Origin of the sequence: Pseudooceanicola marinus, from assembly GCF_020177265.1 — a bacterium.
GTDB classification, from domain to species: Bacteria; Pseudomonadota; Alphaproteobacteria; order Rhodobacterales; family Rhodobacteraceae; genus Pseudooceanicola; species Pseudooceanicola marinus_A.
Genome location: NZ_JAIVMC010000004.1, coordinates 288,086 through 305,192, shown reverse-complemented (window position 1 = coordinate 305,192; position 17,107 = coordinate 288,086). Strand labels below are relative to the sequence as shown.

At 68.4% G+C, this 17,107-nt stretch carries 19 protein-coding genes; 10 read left to right on the top strand and 9 right to left on the bottom strand.

Annotation, left to right across the window (positions count from 1 at the left end; all coding sequences use genetic code 11):
* The first annotated feature begins 3 nt into the window (after window positions 1–3).
* On the top strand, window positions 4–876 hold the full coding sequence (locus tag LC066_RS08560; protein WP_224897979.1) for a mechanosensitive ion channel family protein: 873 nt from the start codon (window positions 4–6) through the stop codon (window positions 874–876).
* 116 nt (window positions 877–992) lie between these two features.
* Here LC066_RS08560 and LC066_RS08555 read toward each other — a convergent pair whose 3' ends face one another.
* Window positions 993–1,628 carry a winged helix-turn-helix domain-containing protein gene (locus tag LC066_RS08555; RefSeq protein WP_224897977.1) on the bottom strand — a complete coding sequence of 212 codons (636 nt, stop codon included), beginning with the start codon at window positions 1,626–1,628 and terminating at the stop codon, window positions 993–995.
* A 196-nt stretch (window positions 1,629–1,824) separates the two neighbouring features.
* Between LC066_RS08555 and LC066_RS08550 the strand changes: the two genes are divergently transcribed.
* Window positions 1,825–2,352: a hypothetical protein gene (locus LC066_RS08550; RefSeq protein WP_224897975.1), complete on the top strand. Its 528-nt coding sequence runs from the start codon at window positions 1,825–1,827 to the stop codon at window positions 2,350–2,352.
* 258 nt (window positions 2,353–2,610) lie between these two features.
* On the opposite strand, the gene LC066_RS08545 is transcribed toward LC066_RS08550, so the two are convergent.
* The gene (locus LC066_RS08545; protein WP_224897973.1) at window positions 2,611–3,096 is read right to left on the bottom strand and encodes a peroxiredoxin; all 486 of its coding nucleotides are present in this window, start codon (window positions 3,094–3,096) and stop codon (window positions 2,611–2,613) included.
* An 84-nt stretch (window positions 3,097–3,180) separates the two neighbouring features.
* On the opposite strand from LC066_RS08545, the gene LC066_RS08540 reads away from it, so the two are divergent.
* Entirely contained in the window at window positions 3,181–4,392 is a 1,212-nt protein-coding gene (locus tag LC066_RS08540) for an NAD(P)/FAD-dependent oxidoreductase (RefSeq protein WP_224897971.1), read from the top strand.
* Complete coding sequence (gene rsmD, locus LC066_RS08535; protein WP_224897969.1) at window positions 4,389–4,949, top strand: 16S rRNA (guanine(966)-N(2))-methyltransferase RsmD; 561 nt, start codon at window positions 4,389–4,391, stop codon at window positions 4,947–4,949. The genes LC066_RS08540 and rsmD overlap by 4 nt, the downstream gene beginning before the upstream one ends.
* Window positions 4,950–5,126: 177 nt before the next feature.
* On the opposite strand, the gene map is transcribed toward rsmD, so the two are convergent.
* Window positions 5,127–5,945, bottom strand: a complete 819-nt coding sequence (gene map / locus LC066_RS08530) for a type I methionyl aminopeptidase (RefSeq protein ID WP_412103233.1) — start codon at window positions 5,943–5,945, stop codon at window positions 5,127–5,129.
* Window positions 5,946–6,143: 198 nt separating this feature from the next.
* Entirely contained in the window at window positions 6,144–6,851 is a 708-nt protein-coding gene (gene sfsA, locus LC066_RS08525) for a DNA/RNA nuclease SfsA (protein WP_224897966.1), read from the bottom strand.
* A 49-nt stretch (window positions 6,852–6,900) separates the two neighbouring features.
* On the opposite strand from sfsA, the gene LC066_RS08520 reads away from it, so the two are divergent.
* Genes LC066_RS08520 through LC066_RS08505 form a run of 4 tightly spaced genes read left to right on the top strand, consistent with a single transcriptional unit; the run spans window position 6,901 to window position 9,981 of the window.
* A complete protein-coding gene (locus LC066_RS08520) occupies window positions 6,901–7,620 on the top strand; it encodes a competence/damage-inducible protein A (RefSeq protein ID WP_224897964.1) in 720 nt (239 codons plus the stop codon).
* Window positions 7,617–8,372 carry a GNAT family N-acetyltransferase gene (locus tag LC066_RS08515; RefSeq protein ID WP_318246708.1) on the top strand — a complete coding sequence of 252 codons (756 nt, stop codon included), beginning with the start codon at window positions 7,617–7,619 and terminating at the stop codon, window positions 8,370–8,372. Before LC066_RS08520 ends, LC066_RS08515 begins: the two co-directional genes overlap by 4 nt.
* A gap of 16 nt (window positions 8,373–8,388) precedes the next feature.
* Entirely contained in the window at window positions 8,389–8,952 is a 564-nt protein-coding gene (locus tag LC066_RS08510) for a peroxidase-related enzyme (RefSeq protein ID WP_085889023.1), read from the top strand.
* Window positions 8,953–9,981, top strand: a complete 1,029-nt coding sequence (locus LC066_RS08505) for an OmpA family protein (RefSeq protein WP_224897962.1) — start codon at window positions 8,953–8,955, stop codon at window positions 9,979–9,981.
* Between the two features lie 91 nt (window positions 9,982–10,072).
* Here LC066_RS08505 and LC066_RS08500 read toward each other — a convergent pair whose 3' ends face one another.
* From LC066_RS08500 to ilvD, 5 genes are all read right to left on the bottom strand, one after another.
* The gene (locus tag LC066_RS08500; protein WP_222477510.1) at window positions 10,073–10,978 is read right to left on the bottom strand and encodes a LysR family transcriptional regulator; all 906 of its coding nucleotides are present in this window, start codon (window positions 10,976–10,978) and stop codon (window positions 10,073–10,075) included.
* Window positions 10,979–11,151: 173 nt separating this feature from the next.
* A complete protein-coding gene (locus LC066_RS08495; RefSeq protein WP_224897960.1) occupies window positions 11,152–11,535 on the bottom strand; it encodes a hypothetical protein in 384 nt (127 codons plus the stop codon).
* A 46-nt stretch (window positions 11,536–11,581) separates the two neighbouring features.
* The gene (locus LC066_RS08490; protein ID WP_224897958.1) at window positions 11,582–12,355 is read right to left on the bottom strand and encodes a DUF6478 family protein; all 774 of its coding nucleotides are present in this window, start codon (window positions 12,353–12,355) and stop codon (window positions 11,582–11,584) included.
* A gap of 181 nt (window positions 12,356–12,536) precedes the next feature.
* Window positions 12,537–13,352: a hypothetical protein gene (locus tag LC066_RS08485; RefSeq protein ID WP_224897956.1), complete on the bottom strand. Its 816-nt coding sequence runs from the start codon at window positions 13,350–13,352 to the stop codon at window positions 12,537–12,539.
* Window positions 13,333–15,090: a dihydroxy-acid dehydratase gene (gene ilvD / locus LC066_RS08480; RefSeq protein WP_222477504.1), complete on the bottom strand. Its 1,758-nt coding sequence runs from the start codon at window positions 15,088–15,090 to the stop codon at window positions 13,333–13,335. Before ilvD ends, LC066_RS08485 begins: the two co-directional genes overlap by 20 nt.
* Before the next feature lie 179 nt (window positions 15,091–15,269).
* Here ilvD and LC066_RS08475 point away from each other — a divergent pair, with 179 nt between their 5' ends.
* On the top strand, window positions 15,270–16,121 hold the full coding sequence (locus tag LC066_RS08475) for a CPBP family intramembrane glutamic endopeptidase (protein ID WP_224897954.1): 852 nt from the start codon (window positions 15,270–15,272) through the stop codon (window positions 16,119–16,121).
* Window positions 16,088–17,047 carry a CPBP family intramembrane glutamic endopeptidase gene (locus tag LC066_RS21520; protein ID WP_224897952.1) on the top strand — a complete coding sequence of 320 codons (960 nt, stop codon included), beginning with the start codon at window positions 16,088–16,090 and terminating at the stop codon, window positions 17,045–17,047. Before LC066_RS08475 ends, LC066_RS21520 begins: the two co-directional genes overlap by 34 nt.
* Window positions 17,048–17,107: the final 60 nt, after the last annotated feature.

The window sequence follows — 17,107 nt, the reverse complement described above, 5'->3', positions numbered from 1 at the left end:
AACATGGATAGCCTGAACGGCCTGCTGCAAACCGAAATCTGGAACGGACGAACCCTGGGCGATCTTCTGACCCTGGATTTCCTCGCCGGCATCGTCGGCAATGTGCTGGCCGCGCTGGTCATCCTCTTCGTGGGCTTCTTCATCGCCGGCTGGGCGAAGCGGCGGATCACCCATATCTCGGAACGCTACGAACAGCTGGATGACACGCTGTTCGAGTTCCTGGGCTCGATCCTGCGCTACGCGATCATCGCCTTTGCCTTCCTCTTTGTCCTCAATACCTTCGGGGTGCAGACCACCAGCGTCGTCGCCGTCATCGGTGCCGCCGGGCTGGCCATCGGTCTGGCCCTGCAAGGAACCCTGTCGAACGTGGCCGCGGGCGTGATGATCATCTTCTTCCGCCCGATCAAGAACGGCGACTTCGTCGAGGTCAACGGCCAGATGGGCACGGTGAAGAACATCAGCCTGAACTTCACCGAGCTGGCGAGCCTCAGCAACACCCAGATCATCATTCCCAACAGCGAGGTCTGGGGGAACACGATCGTCAACTACTCGATCTACCCGACGCGCCGCGCCGAGTGGACCTTTGGCGTGGGCTACGGTGCCAACCTGAAGGATGCCGAGCAGATCATCCGCGACACGATTCTGTCCGATCCCCGCGCCCACAAGACGCCCGAGCCCTTCATCCAGGTGAACAACCTGGGCGATTTCAGCGTCGATTTTCTGGTGCGTGTCTGGTGCGACAGCGGCGATTTCTTCGCCTTCCAGGCGGACATGAAACGCAAGGTGAAAGAGGCGCTGGACGAGGGCGGTGTCGACATCCCCTTCCCCACGCGCACCCTGCTGCAGCCCGATGTCGAGGCCGGCAAGAAGGACTGAGCCAGGGCCACCTTGCACCTGCGACAAACGAAAGGGGGCCACGGTGGCCCCCTTTTTCGTTGCGCTCGCTGTCAGGGCGTGGCCGGATGCGCGACGCCCCCGCGTCGGGCTCGCCCTCAGCCCTGTGGGTCGAGGCCCGTCATGTGCGACACCGGCAGCTCCGTCAGCTTGGCCAACAGCGGGATGGGGTCCCCGGCCTCTGCCAGGGCCACGCAATCGTCCAGCCTGTCCCGGAAGATCGCGAAGCGATCATCCAGCTTCGGCCGGTCGGGATGAAGGCCCCAGCGGACCTGCCGCCAGTAGGCGGACCGCAGGGCGGTGGCCAGGATATGATCGCCCACCAGCCAGACGGTTGCCTCCAGGTAGGCCGACAGCGCCCGGATCAGCGCGGAATCGGCGCCGACCGAGCGGTCCAGAAAACGCCGTGCATCCCGCAGCCGGTCCAGGACCTGCCCCGCGATGTGTTCCTGATCGGTCGGGCATTTGCCGCAGGCGGTGAGGATGGCGGCGAAGGCGCGGAAATCGGCCTCCATCTTGCCTGGATCCAGCGGGGTGGCGATGGTGCCAATGCCGGACCGGGTCTCGACCAGGTTTTCATAGGCCAGCATCTGCAAGACCTGGCGGATCGGCGTGCGCGACACCCCGAACTCCGTGGCCAGCTGTCCCTCGTGCAGCAGAATTTCGCCGGCGCCCCCGTTCAGGCAGATCCGTTCTCGGACCTCGGCGGCGATCTCGGCGTTGGTCTTGCGCATCGTTCAGGTCACTCGTACGCGGCCACCCGGCCCGTTCCTTTGGAAAAGCATTCACAGCAGGGGATATTTATGTCCCTTTGGGTTGAGCTTGGCAAGCAATGGGCAACTTTTGAAGGAGATATCAGTGCGGATTGCCACTCGTGACAGCTCTGCCGTCAGGGCCGCCATCCCCATGCCCCGGGGGGGCGCCTGCCTGATGACCGGGTTTCCAGGTCTGGAAACCGGGGTGGATGGCAGCGGCTATATCGACCCGATCGCGCTGGAAGACACCTTTGCCGATCTGGCCGATCACGGGGTCCGCCTGCTGCTGGTCCTGCCCGAGGAATGCGAACTTCCCGAGGGCAGCTTCGCCTTGCTACGCGCGCAGCTGGCGCGCCAGGGGATCGAGGGGCTGTTCCTGCCGGTGGCGGATTTTCACGCGCCCGATGCCGACTTCCTGCAGGAGTGGGCCGATCTGGGCCCCACCTTGCACCACATCATGGCCGAGGGCGGCCGCATCGCCGCCTGCTGTCAGTACGGCGCCGGGCGCAGCGGTCTGACCGCCGCCTGGCTGCTGATCGAACAGGGCCTGGACGCCCCCGCTGCCGTGGCGCTGGTCCGCAGCCATTTCGAGGAAGCCGTGGAAAGCGAGGCGCAGCTGAAGTTCCTGCAGTCGCGCGCGCCTGGCGCCGTCACCGGGACGCCTGGCCAGACCCGTGGCCAACATTCGCATTCAAACAAGTGATTGACCTCTCGCCTGTATACAGTTTAGCCTGTCCCCACGTCAGCTCACTGGGCACACCGGGGGTTGGCGGATCGCACCGATCCAATTGCAATGGGCCTGCCGGGTAGGGGACATACCCGCGCGCCCAGGTGCGGACGGGGTAGAAGCGCCGTATCGGGACTGCGGCCCTTCAAAAGCGCCCGGAGCCTCCACCAAGGCTCCGGGCGTTCTCTTTTCATCCAGGTCTGTCACCGCGCCCGTCGGGAGCGGCGCGCGGAGTTACAGCTCGGCCAGCAGGGTCTCACCGGCGGAAATCTCGCAGGCGCCGGGGTTCTCTTCCAGGTGCAGCACCTTCACCACGCCATCCTCGACCAGCATCGAGAACCGCTTGCAGCGGTCGATCAGGCCCGCCGGCGGGGCGGAGAAGTCCAGGCCCAGGGCCTTGGTCAGCTCCGACTGGGCATCGGCCAGGAAGGTAATCGCCTCGTCCGCGCCGGTGGCGCCGGCCCAGGCGGCCATCACGAAGGGATCGTTGACCGAGATGCAGATGATCTCGTCCACGCCCTTCTCGGCGAAGGCGGGCGCGTTGCGCAGGAAGCTGGGCACATGGGCGGTGGTGCAGACGCCGGTAAAGGCGCCAGGCAGGCCAAAGAGCGCAACCTTGCGGCCCTTGGTCTTCTCGGCCATCGACACGGGCGTCGGGCCCTGGTCGGTCATGGTCAGCAGGGTCGCCTCGGGGAGCGTATCGCCGGTGGAAATGGTCATCTGTCCGTCCTGTGGTTGATTTGCGTTTTCCCTGCGAAGGACTATAGCTGCCTGCGCGCCGACAACCAGCGGGGAGGTGAAAAAGTGAGCCATTTTGCCGTGATCGGGGCCGGTCAGGCCGGGGCCAGCCTGGTGGCTCGTCTGCGCGCGCAGGGCTTCGACGGGCAGATCACCCTGCTGGGCGATGAACCCGTGCCCCCCTATCAGCGCCCGCCGCTGTCGAAGAAGTTCCTGCTGGGCGAGATGGCCGAAGAGCGGCTCTACCTGCGGCCCGAGGCCTGGTACGCCGACAACGGCATCACCCTGCGCCCCGGATGCGAGGTCGAGGCCCTCCTGCCCGCCGCCCGCGAGATCGTCCTGACGGGCGGCGAGGTCCTGCGCTACGACACGCTTGCCCTGACCACCGGCGCGCGGCCCCGCCCCCTGCCCGGCGCCATCGGCGGGGACCTGGCCAATGTCTTTTGCGTCCGCGCCCTGGATGACATCCGCCGGCTGGCGCCCCATGTGGTGCCCGGCGCCCGCGTCCTGATCGTCGGCGGCGGCTATATCGGGCTGGAGGCCGCGGCGGTGGCCGCACAGAAGGGAATGCAGGTCACCCTGATCGAACAGGCCGAGCGGATCCTGGGCCGTGTCGCCGCCCCCGAAACCGCCGCCTATTTCCGCGCCCTCCACCAGGCAAACGGCGTGCAGATCCGCGAAGGCACCGGCCTGGAACGTCTGCTGGGCGACGACGCGGCCAGCGGCGCCATCCTCAGCGACGGCACGCATCTGGATCTGGACCTGGTGATCGTCGGCACCGGCATCCTGCCCCGGACGCGGCTGGCCGAAGAGGCGGGCCTGCTGCTCGACAACGGGATCGCCTGCGACGCGACGGGCCGCACCTCGGATCCGCATATCTGGGCGGCGGGCGATTGTGCCAGCATCCCGCACGGCGTCGGGCGGCTGCGGCTGGAAAGCGTGCAGAACGCCATCGACATGGCCGAATGTGTCGCCGACAACATGCTGGGCGCCGGGCGCGACTATGCGCCCCATCCGTGGTTCTGGTCCGACCAATACGACGTGAAGCTGCAGATCGCGGGCCTGTCGACCGGCTATGACCGGCTGGTCACGCGCCGGGACGACCGGGGCGCCCGGTCGCACTGGTACTACGCCGGCGACCAGCTTCTGGCCGTCGACGCGATGAACGACCCGCGCGGCTACATGGTGGGCAAGCGCCTGATCGAGGCGGGCCGCACCGCCGACCCTGGGCGCATCGCCGATCCCGCCACTAACCTGAAGGAGCTTCTGACCCCATGAGGATCATCGCCGGAGAGTTCCGCGGCCGCCGCCTGGCGGCGCTCGGCAAGGGCGACGCGGGCGCCCACCTGCGCCCCACCACCGACCGGGTGCGTGAAAGCCTGTTCTCGATCCTGACCGGCGGCCGTTTCGGCGACCCGCTGGAGGCTGCGGTCGTGCTGGACCTTTTCGCCGGCACCGGCGCCCTGGGGCTGGAGGCCTTGTCGCGCGGCGCGGCGCAGGCCACCTTCGTCGACGATGGCCGCGTCGCCGGGCGCCTGCTGGCGGAAAACATCCGCGAGTTGGGGGTGAAGGACCGCACGACGATCCTGCGCGCCAGCGCCACCCGCCTGCCGCCCTGCGCCGACGCCCCCGCGACGCTGGTCTTCCTCGACCCGCCCTATGGCAAGTCGCTGGGCGAACCGGCCCTGGCCAGCGCCCTTTCGCAGGGATGGATCGACGATAGCGCCCTGATCGTCTGGGAAGAAAGCGCCGAGATCACCCCGCCCGAGGGCTGGGACATCCTCGACCGCCGCCGCTTCGGCGACAGCGCCATGACCTTCCTCGAAAAGGCCTGAGGCCAGCGCGCGGCCTTCCAGCCAGCCCCCCGCCCCTGTCTTCACGTCGTCAAAAATCCTCCGGGGGTGAATTGAGCCGCAGGCTCAAGAGGGGGCAGCGCCCCCTCCCCCTCTCCAAACGCAAAACGGCCCGCCCCGATGGGACAGGCCGCCGCCTCACGCCAAACCCGCCGCGCCTCAGTTCTGCGCGTAGGTCGGGTGGAACAGGCCACCGGGCGAAAGGGTGAAGATCTCGCAGCCGTCCGCGGTCACGCCCAGCGAATGCTCGAACTGCGCCGACAGCGACTTGTCGCGGGTGACCGCGGTCCAGTCGTCCGACAACACCTTGGTCTCGGCGCGGCCCAGATTCACCATCGGCTCGATGGTGAAGAACATGCCCTCTTCCAGCACCGCACCGGTGCCGGGACGGCCATAGTGCAGCACGTTCGGCGGCGCGTGGAACACCTGGCCCAGGCCATGGCCGCAGAAGTCGCGCACCACCGACATGCGGTGCGCCTCGACATAGGTCTGGATCGCATGGCCGATATCGCCGAAGGTATTGCCGGGCTTCACCGCCTCGATGCCGATCATCAGGCTGTCGTGGGTCACCTGCAGCAGCCGCTCCGCCTTGCGCGACAGCTTGCCGGCCACGTACATGCGGGAACTGTCGCCGTACCAGCCATCCAGGATCACCGTCACGTCGATGTTCAGGATGTCGCCATCCTTCAGCTTCTTCTCGCCCGGGATGCCGTGACAGACCACGTGGTTGATCGAGATGCAGGAGGCGTGCTGATAGCCGCGATAGCCGATGGTGGCCGAGGTGGTGCCGTATTCCGTCACCTTGTCCTCGATGAACTTGTCGATCTCGGCGGTGGTCCGGCCCGGTTCGATCATCGGGATCACGTCATCGAGAATCTGCGCCGCAACGGCGCCTGCCTTGCGCATGCCCTCGAAATCCGAGGCGTCGTGAATGCGGATGCCTTCGCGCGTCGTGCGGCCTTTGTGTTCCTGTTCCAAAACCATATTCCCTGAAAGCTTGCCCATAGGGCGCGCGGGCCCGGGCGACAGGCCCCGAAGGGCGGCGCGGGGCGCTATGCGCGTCGGGGGCAGAAATAAGCGCTTTTGCCCGGAAAGGCCAGAGAGGGGAGACAGCTGCGCCGCCGACCATAGGCGCTGAGCGCAGCGGCGACCCGGAGTGAGCGATATCGCCGCCCCTCAGCCCTCCGGCGCAGGCAGGGGCGCCCCCAGGGTGATCTCCTGCGGAGAAATGTTGCAGCCAAAGGCCAGCGCCTCGACCCCGGCGGCGCGGGCGGCGGCGAAGCCGGCGGCATAGGCCGGGTCGATGTCGGCCGCCAGGCCCGTGCGTTCCGCGTCCGTCCGCTGCACCAAGAACAGCATCACCGCGCGGTGCCCCGCCTGGGCCATCTGCGCCAGCTCCTGCAAATGCTTCAGCCCGCGCGCGGTCACGCTGTCGGGGAACTCGGCCAGGCCGGGCTGGCGCGACAGGGTCACCGACTTCACCTCGACATAACAATCGGCCCGCGCCGGGTCGCTCAGCAGAAAATCGATGCGGCTCTTCTCGCCGTATTTCTGTTCCGGGCGCACCGTGGCGTAGCCCTCCAGCCCCGGCACGCCACCCGCCAGCAGCGCCTCGCGCAGGGCGCGATTGGGCACGGCGGTGTCGACGCCGGTGAAATGGCCATCAGCATGTTCCACCAGACGCCAGCCGTATTTCAGCTTCTTCTTCGGATCGTCGTTGGGCTCCACCCAGATCCGGCTGCCCGGCTCGGCCAGCCCCATCATCGAGCCGGGGTTGGCGCAATGGGCCGTCACCTCCTGCCCGTCCTCCAGCCGGATATCGGCCAGGAACCGCTTGTATCGGCGCAATAACGTCGCGGGCAGAAGAGGGGTTTGAAAGCGCATGGTGCGGGCCTATAGCTTTGTCCACCCACCAGAAGCAAGGAGAGGTGTCATGGGCAACCCCACAGCCGCGATGATCGTGATCGGCGACGAGATCCTGTCGGGCCGCACCCGGGACGCGAACATGCACCACCTGGCCTGCGAGCTGACCAAGGTGGGGATCGACCTGATGGAGGTGCGCGTGGTCTCCGACGATCAGGCCGCCATCGTCGGCGCGGTGCGGGATCTGTCGGACAGGTACGACAGCGTCTTCACCTCCGGCGGGATCGGGCCGACCCATGACGACATCACCGCCGATTGCGTGGCCGAGGCCTTCGGCCGCAGCATCGACGTGCGCGACGATGCCCGCGACCTGCTGGTGGCCCACTGGGAGGCGCGCGGCGTCGAGGTGAATGAGGCGCGGTTGCGCATGGCGCGCATCCCGGCCGGTGCCCGGCTGATCGACAACCCGGTTTCCATCGCACCCGGTTTCACCATCGAGAACGTGCATGTCATGGCCGGTGTGCCGGCCGTCTTCGAGGCGATGGTGGCCACCGTGCTGCCCACCCTGACCGGGGGCACGCCGCTGATGTCGCAGAACCTGCGCATCGAGCGTGGCGAGGGAGAGATCGCGGAGCCCTTGGCGGCCCTGGCGGAACGCTATCCGGATCTGTCCATCGGCAGCTACCCCTACCAGCGTGACGGGGTCTACGGCGCCAATATCGTCATCCGCGGCACCGATGGCGCCCGCGTCGATGCCGCCATGTCCGAACTGGCCGGGATGTTCCCGTGACCGGGACCGACCCCGCGCAGGCCCCGGACCGCACCGAGGAGATGATGTCGGTGGTCGATACCACCTGGCCCCCCGCCGAGATCCGCCGCGCCGACCCCTTCGTGCTGCGTCGCGGCAGTGGCGGGGGCAAGCGCGTCTCTTCCGCCTCGGCCCTGCGCGGCGAGGTGACGGCGGCCCAGATCGACGCCGCCGAGGCGGCGATGCGCGAGATGGGCCAGGTGCCCCTCTTCTCCCTCCGGCCAGGCGACGCGGCGCTGGACGCCGCGCTGGAGGCGCGCGGCTACGCCGTCTTCGACCCGGTGTGGATCTATGCCCGCGCCACGACCGAGCTGGCGGAGCTGGACAAGGGCGCCAGCCCCGAACGGGTCAGCCTGACCGCCTGGGAACCGTTGGCGATCCAGCGCGAGATCTGGGCCGCCGGCGGCATCGGCCCGGCCCGGCTGGAGGTGATGGCCCGCGCCACCTGCCCCAAGACCTCGCTGATCGGACGCTACGACAACAGCCCCGGCGGCACGGCCTATATCGGGATCGACGGCGACATCGCCATGCTGCACGCGCTGGAGGTCGCGCCGGAGGTGCGCGGGCGCGGGATGGGCCGGGCGATGATGATCGACGCCGCCCGCTGGGCCCGCGACCAGGGCGCGCGCGAGCTGGCGGTGGTGGTTACCCGCGCCAATGCCGGCGGAAACGCACTTTATCGCGCGCTCGGCATGGCGCAGGTCGGCACGTATCATTACCGTCAGGGGTCATGAGGAGAGGAGAGACCCCATGACCGACCAAGTGACCGCGCTCGACCTGCCGATGGTGGACCCGCTGCCCGAACGGACGCAGAAGTATTTCGATGTCTGCCAGGACAAGCTCGGGATGGTGCCCAACGTGCTGAAGGCGCATGCCTTCGACATCGCCAAGCTGGAGGCCTTCACCGGCCTGTATAACGACCTGATGTTGGGCGAGAGCGGGCTGTCGAAGCTGGAGCGCGAGATGATCGCGGTGGTCGTCAGCTCGATCAACAGCTGCTTCTACTGCCAGACCGCTCATGGCGCCGCCGTGCGCGAAATGGGCACGCCCGAGCTGGGCGAGATGATGGTGATGAACTACCGCGTGGCGGATCTGGAGCCGCGCCAGCGCGCCATGCTGGATTTCGCCGTGAAGGTGACCGAGGCCAGCGCCCGGATCGAAGAGGCCGACCGGCAGATCCTGCGCGACGCAGGCTTCAGCGACAGGGACATCTGGGACATCGCCAACGTGGCGGGTTTCTTCAACATGACCAACCGGATCGCCAGCGCCGTCGACATGCGCCCGAACCCCGAATACCACGGCCAGGCACGCTGAATGGCGGCGGGGCGGGGACAGCGGCGGTGGCGCCTGGCGGCGCTTGCGCTCGGCCTGCTGGCCGTCCCGCTGGCCCTGCCCGGCAGGGCGCGCGCCGAGGTCCTGCCCGATGACCTGCCCTATGCCGCGCGCCAGACTGCCACCAGCCGGCGCGCGCCCGACAGCTACGCCTTTCCCACAGGCCCCGCCACCGGCGCCGCCGCGCCCCCGATGCAGGCCATCGAGGGCGCCATCAGTCGCCGCGCCTGGGTCGTCCCGGCCTCCGACGTGACCAGCCTGCAATTGCTGCGCCCGCTGCGCGAGCGGCTGCAGGACAACGGCTTCGAGGTGGTGCTGGACTGCGCCGCGCAGCGCTGCGGCGGTTTCGACTTCCGCTTCGCGCTGGAGGTGATCGAACCGCCGGCGATGAACGTCGATCTGTTCGACTATCGCGCCCTGACCGCCCGCCGCGGCGGCACGGCGGAGGCGCCCGCGCAGATGGTCTTCGTCCTGGTCAGCCGCAGCAGCAGCGCAGGCTACGTGCAGGTGGTGGAGGCCGACACGAAGGGCGCCGACACAGCCCCCGATCCGGGCGATGGCGACGACGACGCGCCGACCAAGGGCCTGCCTGCCCTGCCCCCGATCAACAGCGTCACGCCGAAAATGGACGCCGCCGCTGCCGATGTCATCGCCACGCTGGACCGCGACGGGCGCGTGGTGCTGTCGGACCTGCGGTTTGCCACGGGCGCCGTGCGGCTGGAGGACGGCCCTGCCACCTCGCTGGATGCGCTGGCACAGGTGCTGGCGGCGCGCCCGACACAACGGCTGCTGCTGGTCGGTCATACTGACAGCGAGGGCAGCCTGGACACGAACCGCACCCTGTCGCGCCAGCGGGCCGAGGCCGTCCGGCAACGGCTGATCCAAGCCCATGGCATCGCGCCCGATCGGATCGAGGCCCATGGCGTCGGCTACCTGGCCCCCATAGCCAGCAACGCCACCGAGGACGGCCGCAAGGCCAACCGCCGGGTCGAGGCGATCCTGCTGCCCTGACCCCCCTGATCGCAAAAGAAAACCCCGGCCAGTGGCCGGGGTGTAAGGTCCGTGACTGAGACACGGGAGGGGGAGGATCGGCTGGGCCCGCTCACCAGTTGAGCGGGCCCTTGTTCTGGAAGGCCTCGACCAGGAAATCGATGAAGGCGCGCACCTTGGGCTGAGTGAACCGGCCCGGCGGATAAACCGCATAGATGCCCTGCATCTCGGTCGGCAGATCGGGGATCGCATCCTCGACCAGGCCCTGTTTCATCGCCTCGTGGTAGAGGAAGGACGGCAGGTAGGCGATGCCCAGCCCCGCGATGGCCGCGTTCAGCAGGGACTGCCCGTCATTAACCGACAGCCAGCCGGCGGTGCGGATCTGGCGTTTCTCGCCCGAGGGCGCCGTCAGCTTCCACACGTTGCCCGAGGCCTGGCTGGAGTAGTGCAGCAGCTTGTGCTCGTTCAGGTCGTCGATCTTGGTGGGCCGGCCGTATTTCTCGAAATAGGACGGGGCGGCGATCATCCGCTGCGCCGTCTCGGTCAGCTTTCGGGCCCGCAACGAGCTGTCCTCCAGCTCGCCAATGCGAATCGCCATGTCGAACCCTTCGGAAATCAGTTCGACGTAGCGGTTGTTCAGCACCATGTTCACGGTGATGTCGGGGTATTCCTGCAGGAAGCGGCCCAGTACCGGCGACAGGTGGTTGACCCCGAAATCGGTGGCGACCGAAATCCTCAGGATCCCCGAGGGCGCCGATTGCATCGAGGTCACCAGCGCATCGGCTTCGCCCGCGTCATTCAGCACGCGACGGGCGCGGTCGTAGTAGGCCAGGCCGATTTCCGTCGGCGAGACGCGGCGCGTGGTGCGGTTCAGCAGGCGGGCGCCCAGGCGCGCCTCCAGCGAGGAGACATGCTTCGAGACGGCGGATTTCGAGATCCCCATCTTCTTCGCCGCGTCGGTGAACCCGCCCTGGTCCACCACCGTCGCGAACGCCTCCATTTCCGTCAGCCGATCCATAGTCCTACCTGTATTACCGGGTGGTCAGCGACGTTTATCAGCGTCGATCAAGGCAGGAAGTGGGCAGGCAGCCGACAATATCGCGATTTTCCGCGGGATAGTTGCAACTGAGGAAACGGGCGGCGCCGAATGGCGTCACCCCGGTAAAACCCGCGCGGCGACCGGGGTTGCGGTCAGGCGGCGCCGGTTTCGACGCAGTGGCGGCGGAAGGCGCGTTTCAGCATGTCCAGTTCCGCCCGCAGCAACAGGATCTCGGCCTGGACGGTATCGCTGACCTCTTCCCCGGCCATGACCACGAAGGAATTCAGCACCGCGTCGGTGGCCCGGTCGCGTATCAGGAAGATCTGCACGCCGTCCGACAGGACCTCGGGCGGGATCGGCACGGTCACGGCCCAGTCGCCCGGCGCCTCCATCTTGGCCACGGCCACGTCGTCGATGCGTTCATCATGCACCACAACCTCGATCTGCGGCGCCGGCGCACCGTCGGGCACGGACAGTACCCCTTCCCACTGGCCGGCGAAAAGGCGGGTCTTGGTCAGGGTGGTCTGGCTGGTCATCGGGGCACCTTGATCGGGGATTGGGAGCGGGGTCTGCGAGGCCGGGTCACAGATCGGCGCGGGGCCGGCGGCTGAGGGTGAAGTCGCGCAGCGTGACCTCGTTCATCTGCGGCCCCTCGAAGATCAGGTCGATCCAGGCCTTTTCGATCCGCTTCTCGTTGATGTCGGAATAGGCCAGGTCGAACTCGACCATGCGGTCGGCCTCGTGCAGGGGCAGTTCGCGGATCAGCTGTTCGGTGTTGGGGCCGTGCTTGATGTTGAGCCGGGCGAAGATCGCCAGCGGCTTTTCCATCTGCACCAGCGTGTCGAGGCGGATCAGGTGGCGTTTGCGCAGCCCCTTCAGCGCCTCGTCCGGCAGGTTGACCACCAGCGACAGGAAGGACCCGTCGAAGGCGAAGACATCCATGCGCAGCGCATAGGGCGCCAGGTCGCTTTCCCGGTGGTTGCGCACCTGGCGCAGGGTCAGCTCGGACGTTTCGCAATCGTGGAACATCGTCACCTCGTCGCCCAGCTTCTCGCCGGAGGCGACGGCGGTCAGCCCGTGCTGCGCCAGCGGGCCGCGCCACAGCTGCGGCCGCCAGGACCAGTCGGTGCCATGAGGCACCGGGAAGGCGTTCGACCCGATGCTGGGCAGGGCCAGGCGGCTGTCGCCGAAATAGATCAGGTAGTCGAGGTTGCCGCGCAGGGCCCGCGCCTGGTTGCGCTGCGCGCGCAGCTCGGACAGGGGCGCGGTATGCACCTTGCGCGCGCGACCGTTCCAGCGGCGCAGTTCGGACCGGTTCACCAGCCTGTCGAGGAATGAGCGTCGTGGTCCTGCCATCTTGCCGTCGGTCCGTCCTGTCTCTGCCTGCCGCTCTGGGCACTCTCCCGGCCCCAGGGGCATCGCCGCCCGTGGTCACCGCATCAGGTTACCCCAGCCGGGCCGGGAAACAACCATGTGCGGCGGCGGCGCTGCATCGCAGAGCACCGTCTATGGCCTTTCTGCCGCGCCGGTCGGCGCGTCAATCGGGCGCGTTCAGAGTCGTGCCCAACCCTTCGGGCTCCTGCGCGGCCAGTTCGGCCCCATCGGTGGCGGCCTCGGCGGCCGGGTCCTGGCCGCCCGGCCGGTCGGGGCTGGCGGCCCGGATCGCCCGGGCCATGGCCAGCAGGATCGGTCGTCCGGCGGCACCGGCGACCGAGCTGTCCTTCGGCCCGTAGGCCGCCAGCGACACCGCGTAGCCGTTCAGCAGGAAGGTCGCCCGCCATTGCCGGGGATCGGCGGCCGGCACGCGCGCATTGCCGCCCTTGCCCAGGTGCAACAGGCGCACGCCATCGCGATCCATCACCTCCAGCACGTCCATTGCGGCTAAATCCGCCGCCAGCTGGCGTGCCGGGGGCAGTTCCGTGCCCTCGTAGGGGGTGACCGTCGCGGTCAGCAGCGCCAGGGCCACCGGGTCGCCCATCTCGCCACCCGACAGGATGTCACAGCGGGCCAGCAGAGCGAAACCGCCCCGCGCCCGGGTCTTCAGACTGCGCCCCTCGATGCAGTAATCTTCCGGCCCGCGGATCACCACGTCACCCGCCGCGGTGGCGGCCGTGACCAGGACCGGCCCGACGGGCCGCCGCATGGAGGCGAAGAAACCGCCGCCCCGGCCCTGTTCCTCAACCTGGCGGAACCCGGCAGACGGTGTGCCGGCGGTTTCCAGGCAGCCCGACAGCACCAGGCAGAGCGGCAGCAGAAACGCCGCACGCCAAGGGCGCGCGGCGGTGATCAGGGCACGGGCCGCGCGGGATCTGCCCCGCCCGGCCCGGAGCCGATCAAAGATCGGCGTAGACATGCTTCTCGGCCTTGCCGCCGGGATGGGTCACGGCGCCCAGGTAGGTCGAGCCCACGAGCTGGGCGTATTTCCACAACGCACCGGAGGCATAGATCGTGTCCTTCGGCCCGGCCCAGTCGGCCTTGCGGGCCTCCAGCTCGGCCTCGGGCAGGTCCACATCGATGGTACCCTTGATGGCGTCGATGGTGATCATGTCGCCGTTCTTCAGCAGGGCGATCGGACCGCCATGGGCCGCCTCGGGGCCGACGTGGCCGACGCAGAAGCCGCGCGTCGCGCCGGAGAAGCGGCCATCGGTGATCAGCGCCACCTTCTTGCCCATGCCCTGGCCCGACAGGGCCGCGGTGGTGGCCAGCATCTCGCGCATGCCGGGACCGCCGGAGGGGCCCTCGTTGCGGATGACGATCACTTCGCCTTCCTCATAGCCACGGTTCTGCACCGCCTCGAAGGCATCTTCCTCGCATTCGAAGACGCGCGCGGGGCCGGTGAAGACCTGCTGCTCGGCGGCCATGCCGGCGACCTTCACGATGGCGCCCTCGGGGGCGATGTTGCCCTTCAGGCCGACGACGCCGCCGGTCTTGGTGATCGGCGTGTCGATGGAATAGATCACCTTGCCGTCGGCCTCGCGGTCGATACGGTCCAGTTCCTCGCCCAGCGAACGGCCCGAGGCGGTCATGCAGTCCTCGTAGATCAGGCCCGCCTTGCGCAGCTCCTTCATCACCACGGGGATGCCGCCGGCGTCGAACAGATCCTTGGCGACATAGGTGCCGCCGGGCTTGAGGTCGACGAAGTAGGGGGTGTCGTGGAAGATGTCGCAGACGTCGAACAGGTTGAAGTCGATCCCGGCCTCATGCGCAATCGCGGGCAGGTGCAGACCGGCGTTGGTCGAGCCGCCGGTGCAGGCCACGACGCGGGCCGCGTTGATCAGCGATTCCTTGGTGACGATGTCGCGGGCGCGGATGTTCTTCTCGATCAGGTTCATCACCGCGCGGCCCGAGGCCTCGCCGTACTGATCGCGGGATTCGTAAGGGGCGGGCATGCCCGACGAGTTCATCAGCGCCAGGCCGATGGCCTCGGACACGCAGGCCATGGTGTTGGCGGTGAACTGGCCGCCGCAGGCCCCGGCGGAGGGGCAGGCCACCCGTTCCAGCATCGCCAGCGCGGCATCGCTCAGGTCGTGGTTCTGGTGACGGCCCACGGCCTCGAACATGTCCTGCACGGTCAGATCGCGCGAACGGAAGTCCTCGGGGATTTCGTCGACCTGGGGCGCCTTGCCCGGCAGGATCGAGCCACCGTAGATGAAGACCGACGGCACGTTCAGGCGCACCATGGCCATCATCATGCCCGGCAGCGACTTGTCACAGCCAGCCAGGCCCACGACCGCGTCGTAGCAATGGCCGCGCATGGTCAGTTCCACCGTGTCGGCGATGGCTTCGCGCGAGGCGAGCGAGCTGCGCATGCCCTCGTGGCCCATGGCCATGCCGTCGGTGACGGTGATGGTGGTGAATTCGCGCGGCGTGCCCTCGGCGGCCTTCACGCCCAGTTTCACGGCCTGGGCCTGACGGTTCAGGGCGATGTTGCAGGGGGCGGCCTCGTTCCAGCAGGTCGCGACGCCGACCAGCGGCTGATGAATCTCGTCCTCGCTGAGGCCCATCGCGTAAAGGTAGGAGCGGTGCGGCGCGCGCGACGGACCTTCCGTGACATGGCGGCTGGGCAGTTTGGACTTGTCGAACTTCGTCATGGAAGCAGCTCCCCCGATCTTGTGGCTGGCATGGGGATAAATGACCGCCCCGCCCCGCACAAGCCCGTCCGGCGCAGATGCGACACGGCGGCCCGCCCGGCGCAGGCGCCTTTGTGCCGCGGGGCACGGCGCGAGAAGCGCGATTGCGGGCGCCCCGGGGGGGCGCTAGCTTGCCCCGCATGACAGGCCCTTCCCCCGACTCGACACCGCCCTGGCGGGACACCCCGCCCGCCCTGTGGCGCACCGGCGCGGGACTGCTGATGTTCGTCGTCTTCTACGCGGTGCTGCTGTCGTTGTGGTTCATCGCGCTGACGCCGATGATCTCGGCAATGCTGGCGGGGCGCCAGGTGGCCACCCTCGTCATGCTGTCCTCCTTCGCGGTGGCGCTGCTGGCCCTGGAACTGGTGCTGCGGCTGCTGCACGGGCGCGGGCTGGGCGTGCTGATCGGATCGCTGCCCCTGACCCTGCTCCAGGGCGGGCGGGTCCTGCTTTACGCGCTGCCGGTGGTCCTGGTGATCTCGCTGCTGCCCATGTCCGAGGCGCTGGAGCCGCGCCGCTACCTGTCGACCGGCACCTGGCTGCGCTGGCTGGTGCCGGGGCTGGTGGCGGTGGCGATCCAGGTCTCGGCGGAGGAGTTCCTGTTCCGCGGCTACCTGCAAGGACGGCTGCAGGCGCGGCTGGATCACCCCGCGCTGTGGCTGGGCCTGCCCGCGCTGGTCTTCGGGGCGCTGCATTTCGACGCCACCGCGGGCGACAATGCCATCTGGTTCGTTGTCTCTGCCGCCGCCTTCGGCCTGGCCGCCGGCGACCTGACGGCGCGGGCTGGCAGCCTGGGCCCGGCGCTGGCGCTGCATTTCCTCAATAACTGCATCGCCCTGCTGGGGGTGTCCTTCGGCGACGAACTGGGCGGGCTGGCCCTTTACCACCTGACGATCCGCCAGGACGATCCGGCGCTGCTGCCGCTGATCCCGGTGGAACTGGCGAGCACCTTCGTGCTGTGGCTGACCGCACGGTTGGCCCTGCGGCGATGAGCGCCTTCTTCGACCCGGCCCGCGCCTACCACCGCCACGGCGCCTTTGCCGCGCCCGCCCTGCAAAGCCCCGAGTTGTGGCGGATCGTCCTTGGCCTGACGGCGATCGAGGCGATCTTTGCCCTGGCGATCCGGGGCTTCGACGCGGCGCTGGACAGCCTGGCACCGGCCCTGGCGATTGCCGTCTTCGAGGGCACGACGCCCGCCGGGCTGATGGTGCAACTGGCCAGCTACGGCTTCCTGGGCCTCGCCACCGCCTTCGTCACCGAGCGGCTGCACCGCCGCCCCGCGCGCAGCCTCATCGGTGCGCGCGGACAGGCCCTGCGACTGATGACCCGCGGCTTTCTCGGCGCCATGGCCTTCTACATGGTGGTGCAGTTCATGCCGCCCTGGAGCGACTTCGCCGCCATCGAGGAGATCCGCCCCGCCGGTCCCTGGCTGCTGGCCCTGCCGCTGGCGCTGGCGGCGCTGCTGGTGCAGACCGCCTCCGAAGAGCTGCTCTACCGCGGCTACCTGCAACAGCAGATCGCCGCGCGGTTCGCCCATCCCGCGATCTGGATGGTGGTGCCCAACCTGATCTTCGCTTCGGTCCACTGGAATGAGGGATCGGGCTGGGCCGACAACTGGCAATATGTCATCTGGGCCTTCTGTTTCGGCCTGGCCTGTTCCGACCTGACGGCCCGGGCCGGCAACCTCGGCCCCGCCATCGGGTTGCACCTGGCCAACAACGCCTATGCCTTCCTGTTCTTCGGCGAGGTGGGCGGGCTGGACAGCGGGCTGTCGCTGTTCCTCTTCCCCGCCACCCCCGAGATGCCGGACATGGCCGGGGCGGGCGCCAACGGGCCGATCCTGACCCTGATGCTGGCCGTGGAACTCTTCGTGCTGGCGCTCGCGTGGCTTTCAGCCCGCCTTGCCATCAGGCGCTGATTGCAATCCCCGCCCCGCACGCTTATTTCAGGGCGCGACGGAAACGCCCCAAAGAGGCCA

What these genes read in the sequence shown, in the direction of transcription:
- LC066_RS08520 (WP_224897964.1), top strand. Translation starts at nt 6,901, where the DNA reads ATGGGCAACCCCACAGCCGCGATGATCGTGATCGGCGACGAGATCCTG.
- rsmD (WP_224897969.1), top strand. Translation starts at nt 4,389, where the DNA reads ATGAGGATCATCGCCGGAGAGTTCCGCGGCCGCCGCCTGGCGGCGCTC.
- LC066_RS08495 (WP_224897960.1), bottom strand. Translation starts at nt 11,535, where the DNA reads ATGACCAGCCAGACCACCCTGACCAAGACCCGCCTTTTCGCCGGCCAG.
- sfsA (WP_224897966.1), bottom strand. Translation starts at nt 6,851, where the DNA reads ATGCGCTTTCAAACCCCTCTTCTGCCCGCGACGTTATTGCGCCGATAC.
- LC066_RS08555 (WP_224897977.1), bottom strand. Translation starts at nt 1,628, where the DNA reads ATGCGCAAGACCAACGCCGAGATCGCCGCCGAGGTCCGAGAACGGATC.
- ilvD (WP_222477504.1), bottom strand. Translation starts at nt 15,090, where the DNA reads ATGACGAAGTTCGACAAGTCCAAACTGCCCAGCCGCCATGTCACGGAA.
- LC066_RS08510 (WP_085889023.1), top strand. Translation starts at nt 8,389, where the DNA reads ATGACCGACCAAGTGACCGCGCTCGACCTGCCGATGGTGGACCCGCTG.
- LC066_RS08505 (WP_224897962.1), top strand. Translation starts at nt 8,953, where the DNA reads ATGGCGGCGGGGCGGGGACAGCGGCGGTGGCGCCTGGCGGCGCTTGCG.
- LC066_RS08485 (WP_224897956.1), bottom strand. Translation starts at nt 13,352, where the DNA reads ATGTCTACGCCGATCTTTGATCGGCTCCGGGCCGGGCGGGGCAGATCC.
- LC066_RS08545 (WP_224897973.1), bottom strand. Translation starts at nt 3,096, where the DNA reads ATGACCATTTCCACCGGCGATACGCTCCCCGAGGCGACCCTGCTGACC.
- LC066_RS08550 (WP_224897975.1), top strand. Translation starts at nt 1,825, where the DNA reads ATGACCGGGTTTCCAGGTCTGGAAACCGGGGTGGATGGCAGCGGCTAT.
- LC066_RS08490 (WP_224897958.1), bottom strand. Translation starts at nt 12,355, where the DNA reads ATGGCAGGACCACGACGCTCATTCCTCGACAGGCTGGTGAACCGGTCC.
- LC066_RS08500 (WP_222477510.1), bottom strand. Translation starts at nt 10,978, where the DNA reads ATGGATCGGCTGACGGAAATGGAGGCGTTCGCGACGGTGGTGGACCAG.
- LC066_RS08560 (WP_224897979.1), top strand. Translation starts at nt 4, where the DNA reads ATGGATAGCCTGAACGGCCTGCTGCAAACCGAAATCTGGAACGGACGA.
- LC066_RS08475 (WP_224897954.1), top strand. Translation starts at nt 15,270, where the DNA reads ATGACAGGCCCTTCCCCCGACTCGACACCGCCCTGGCGGGACACCCCG.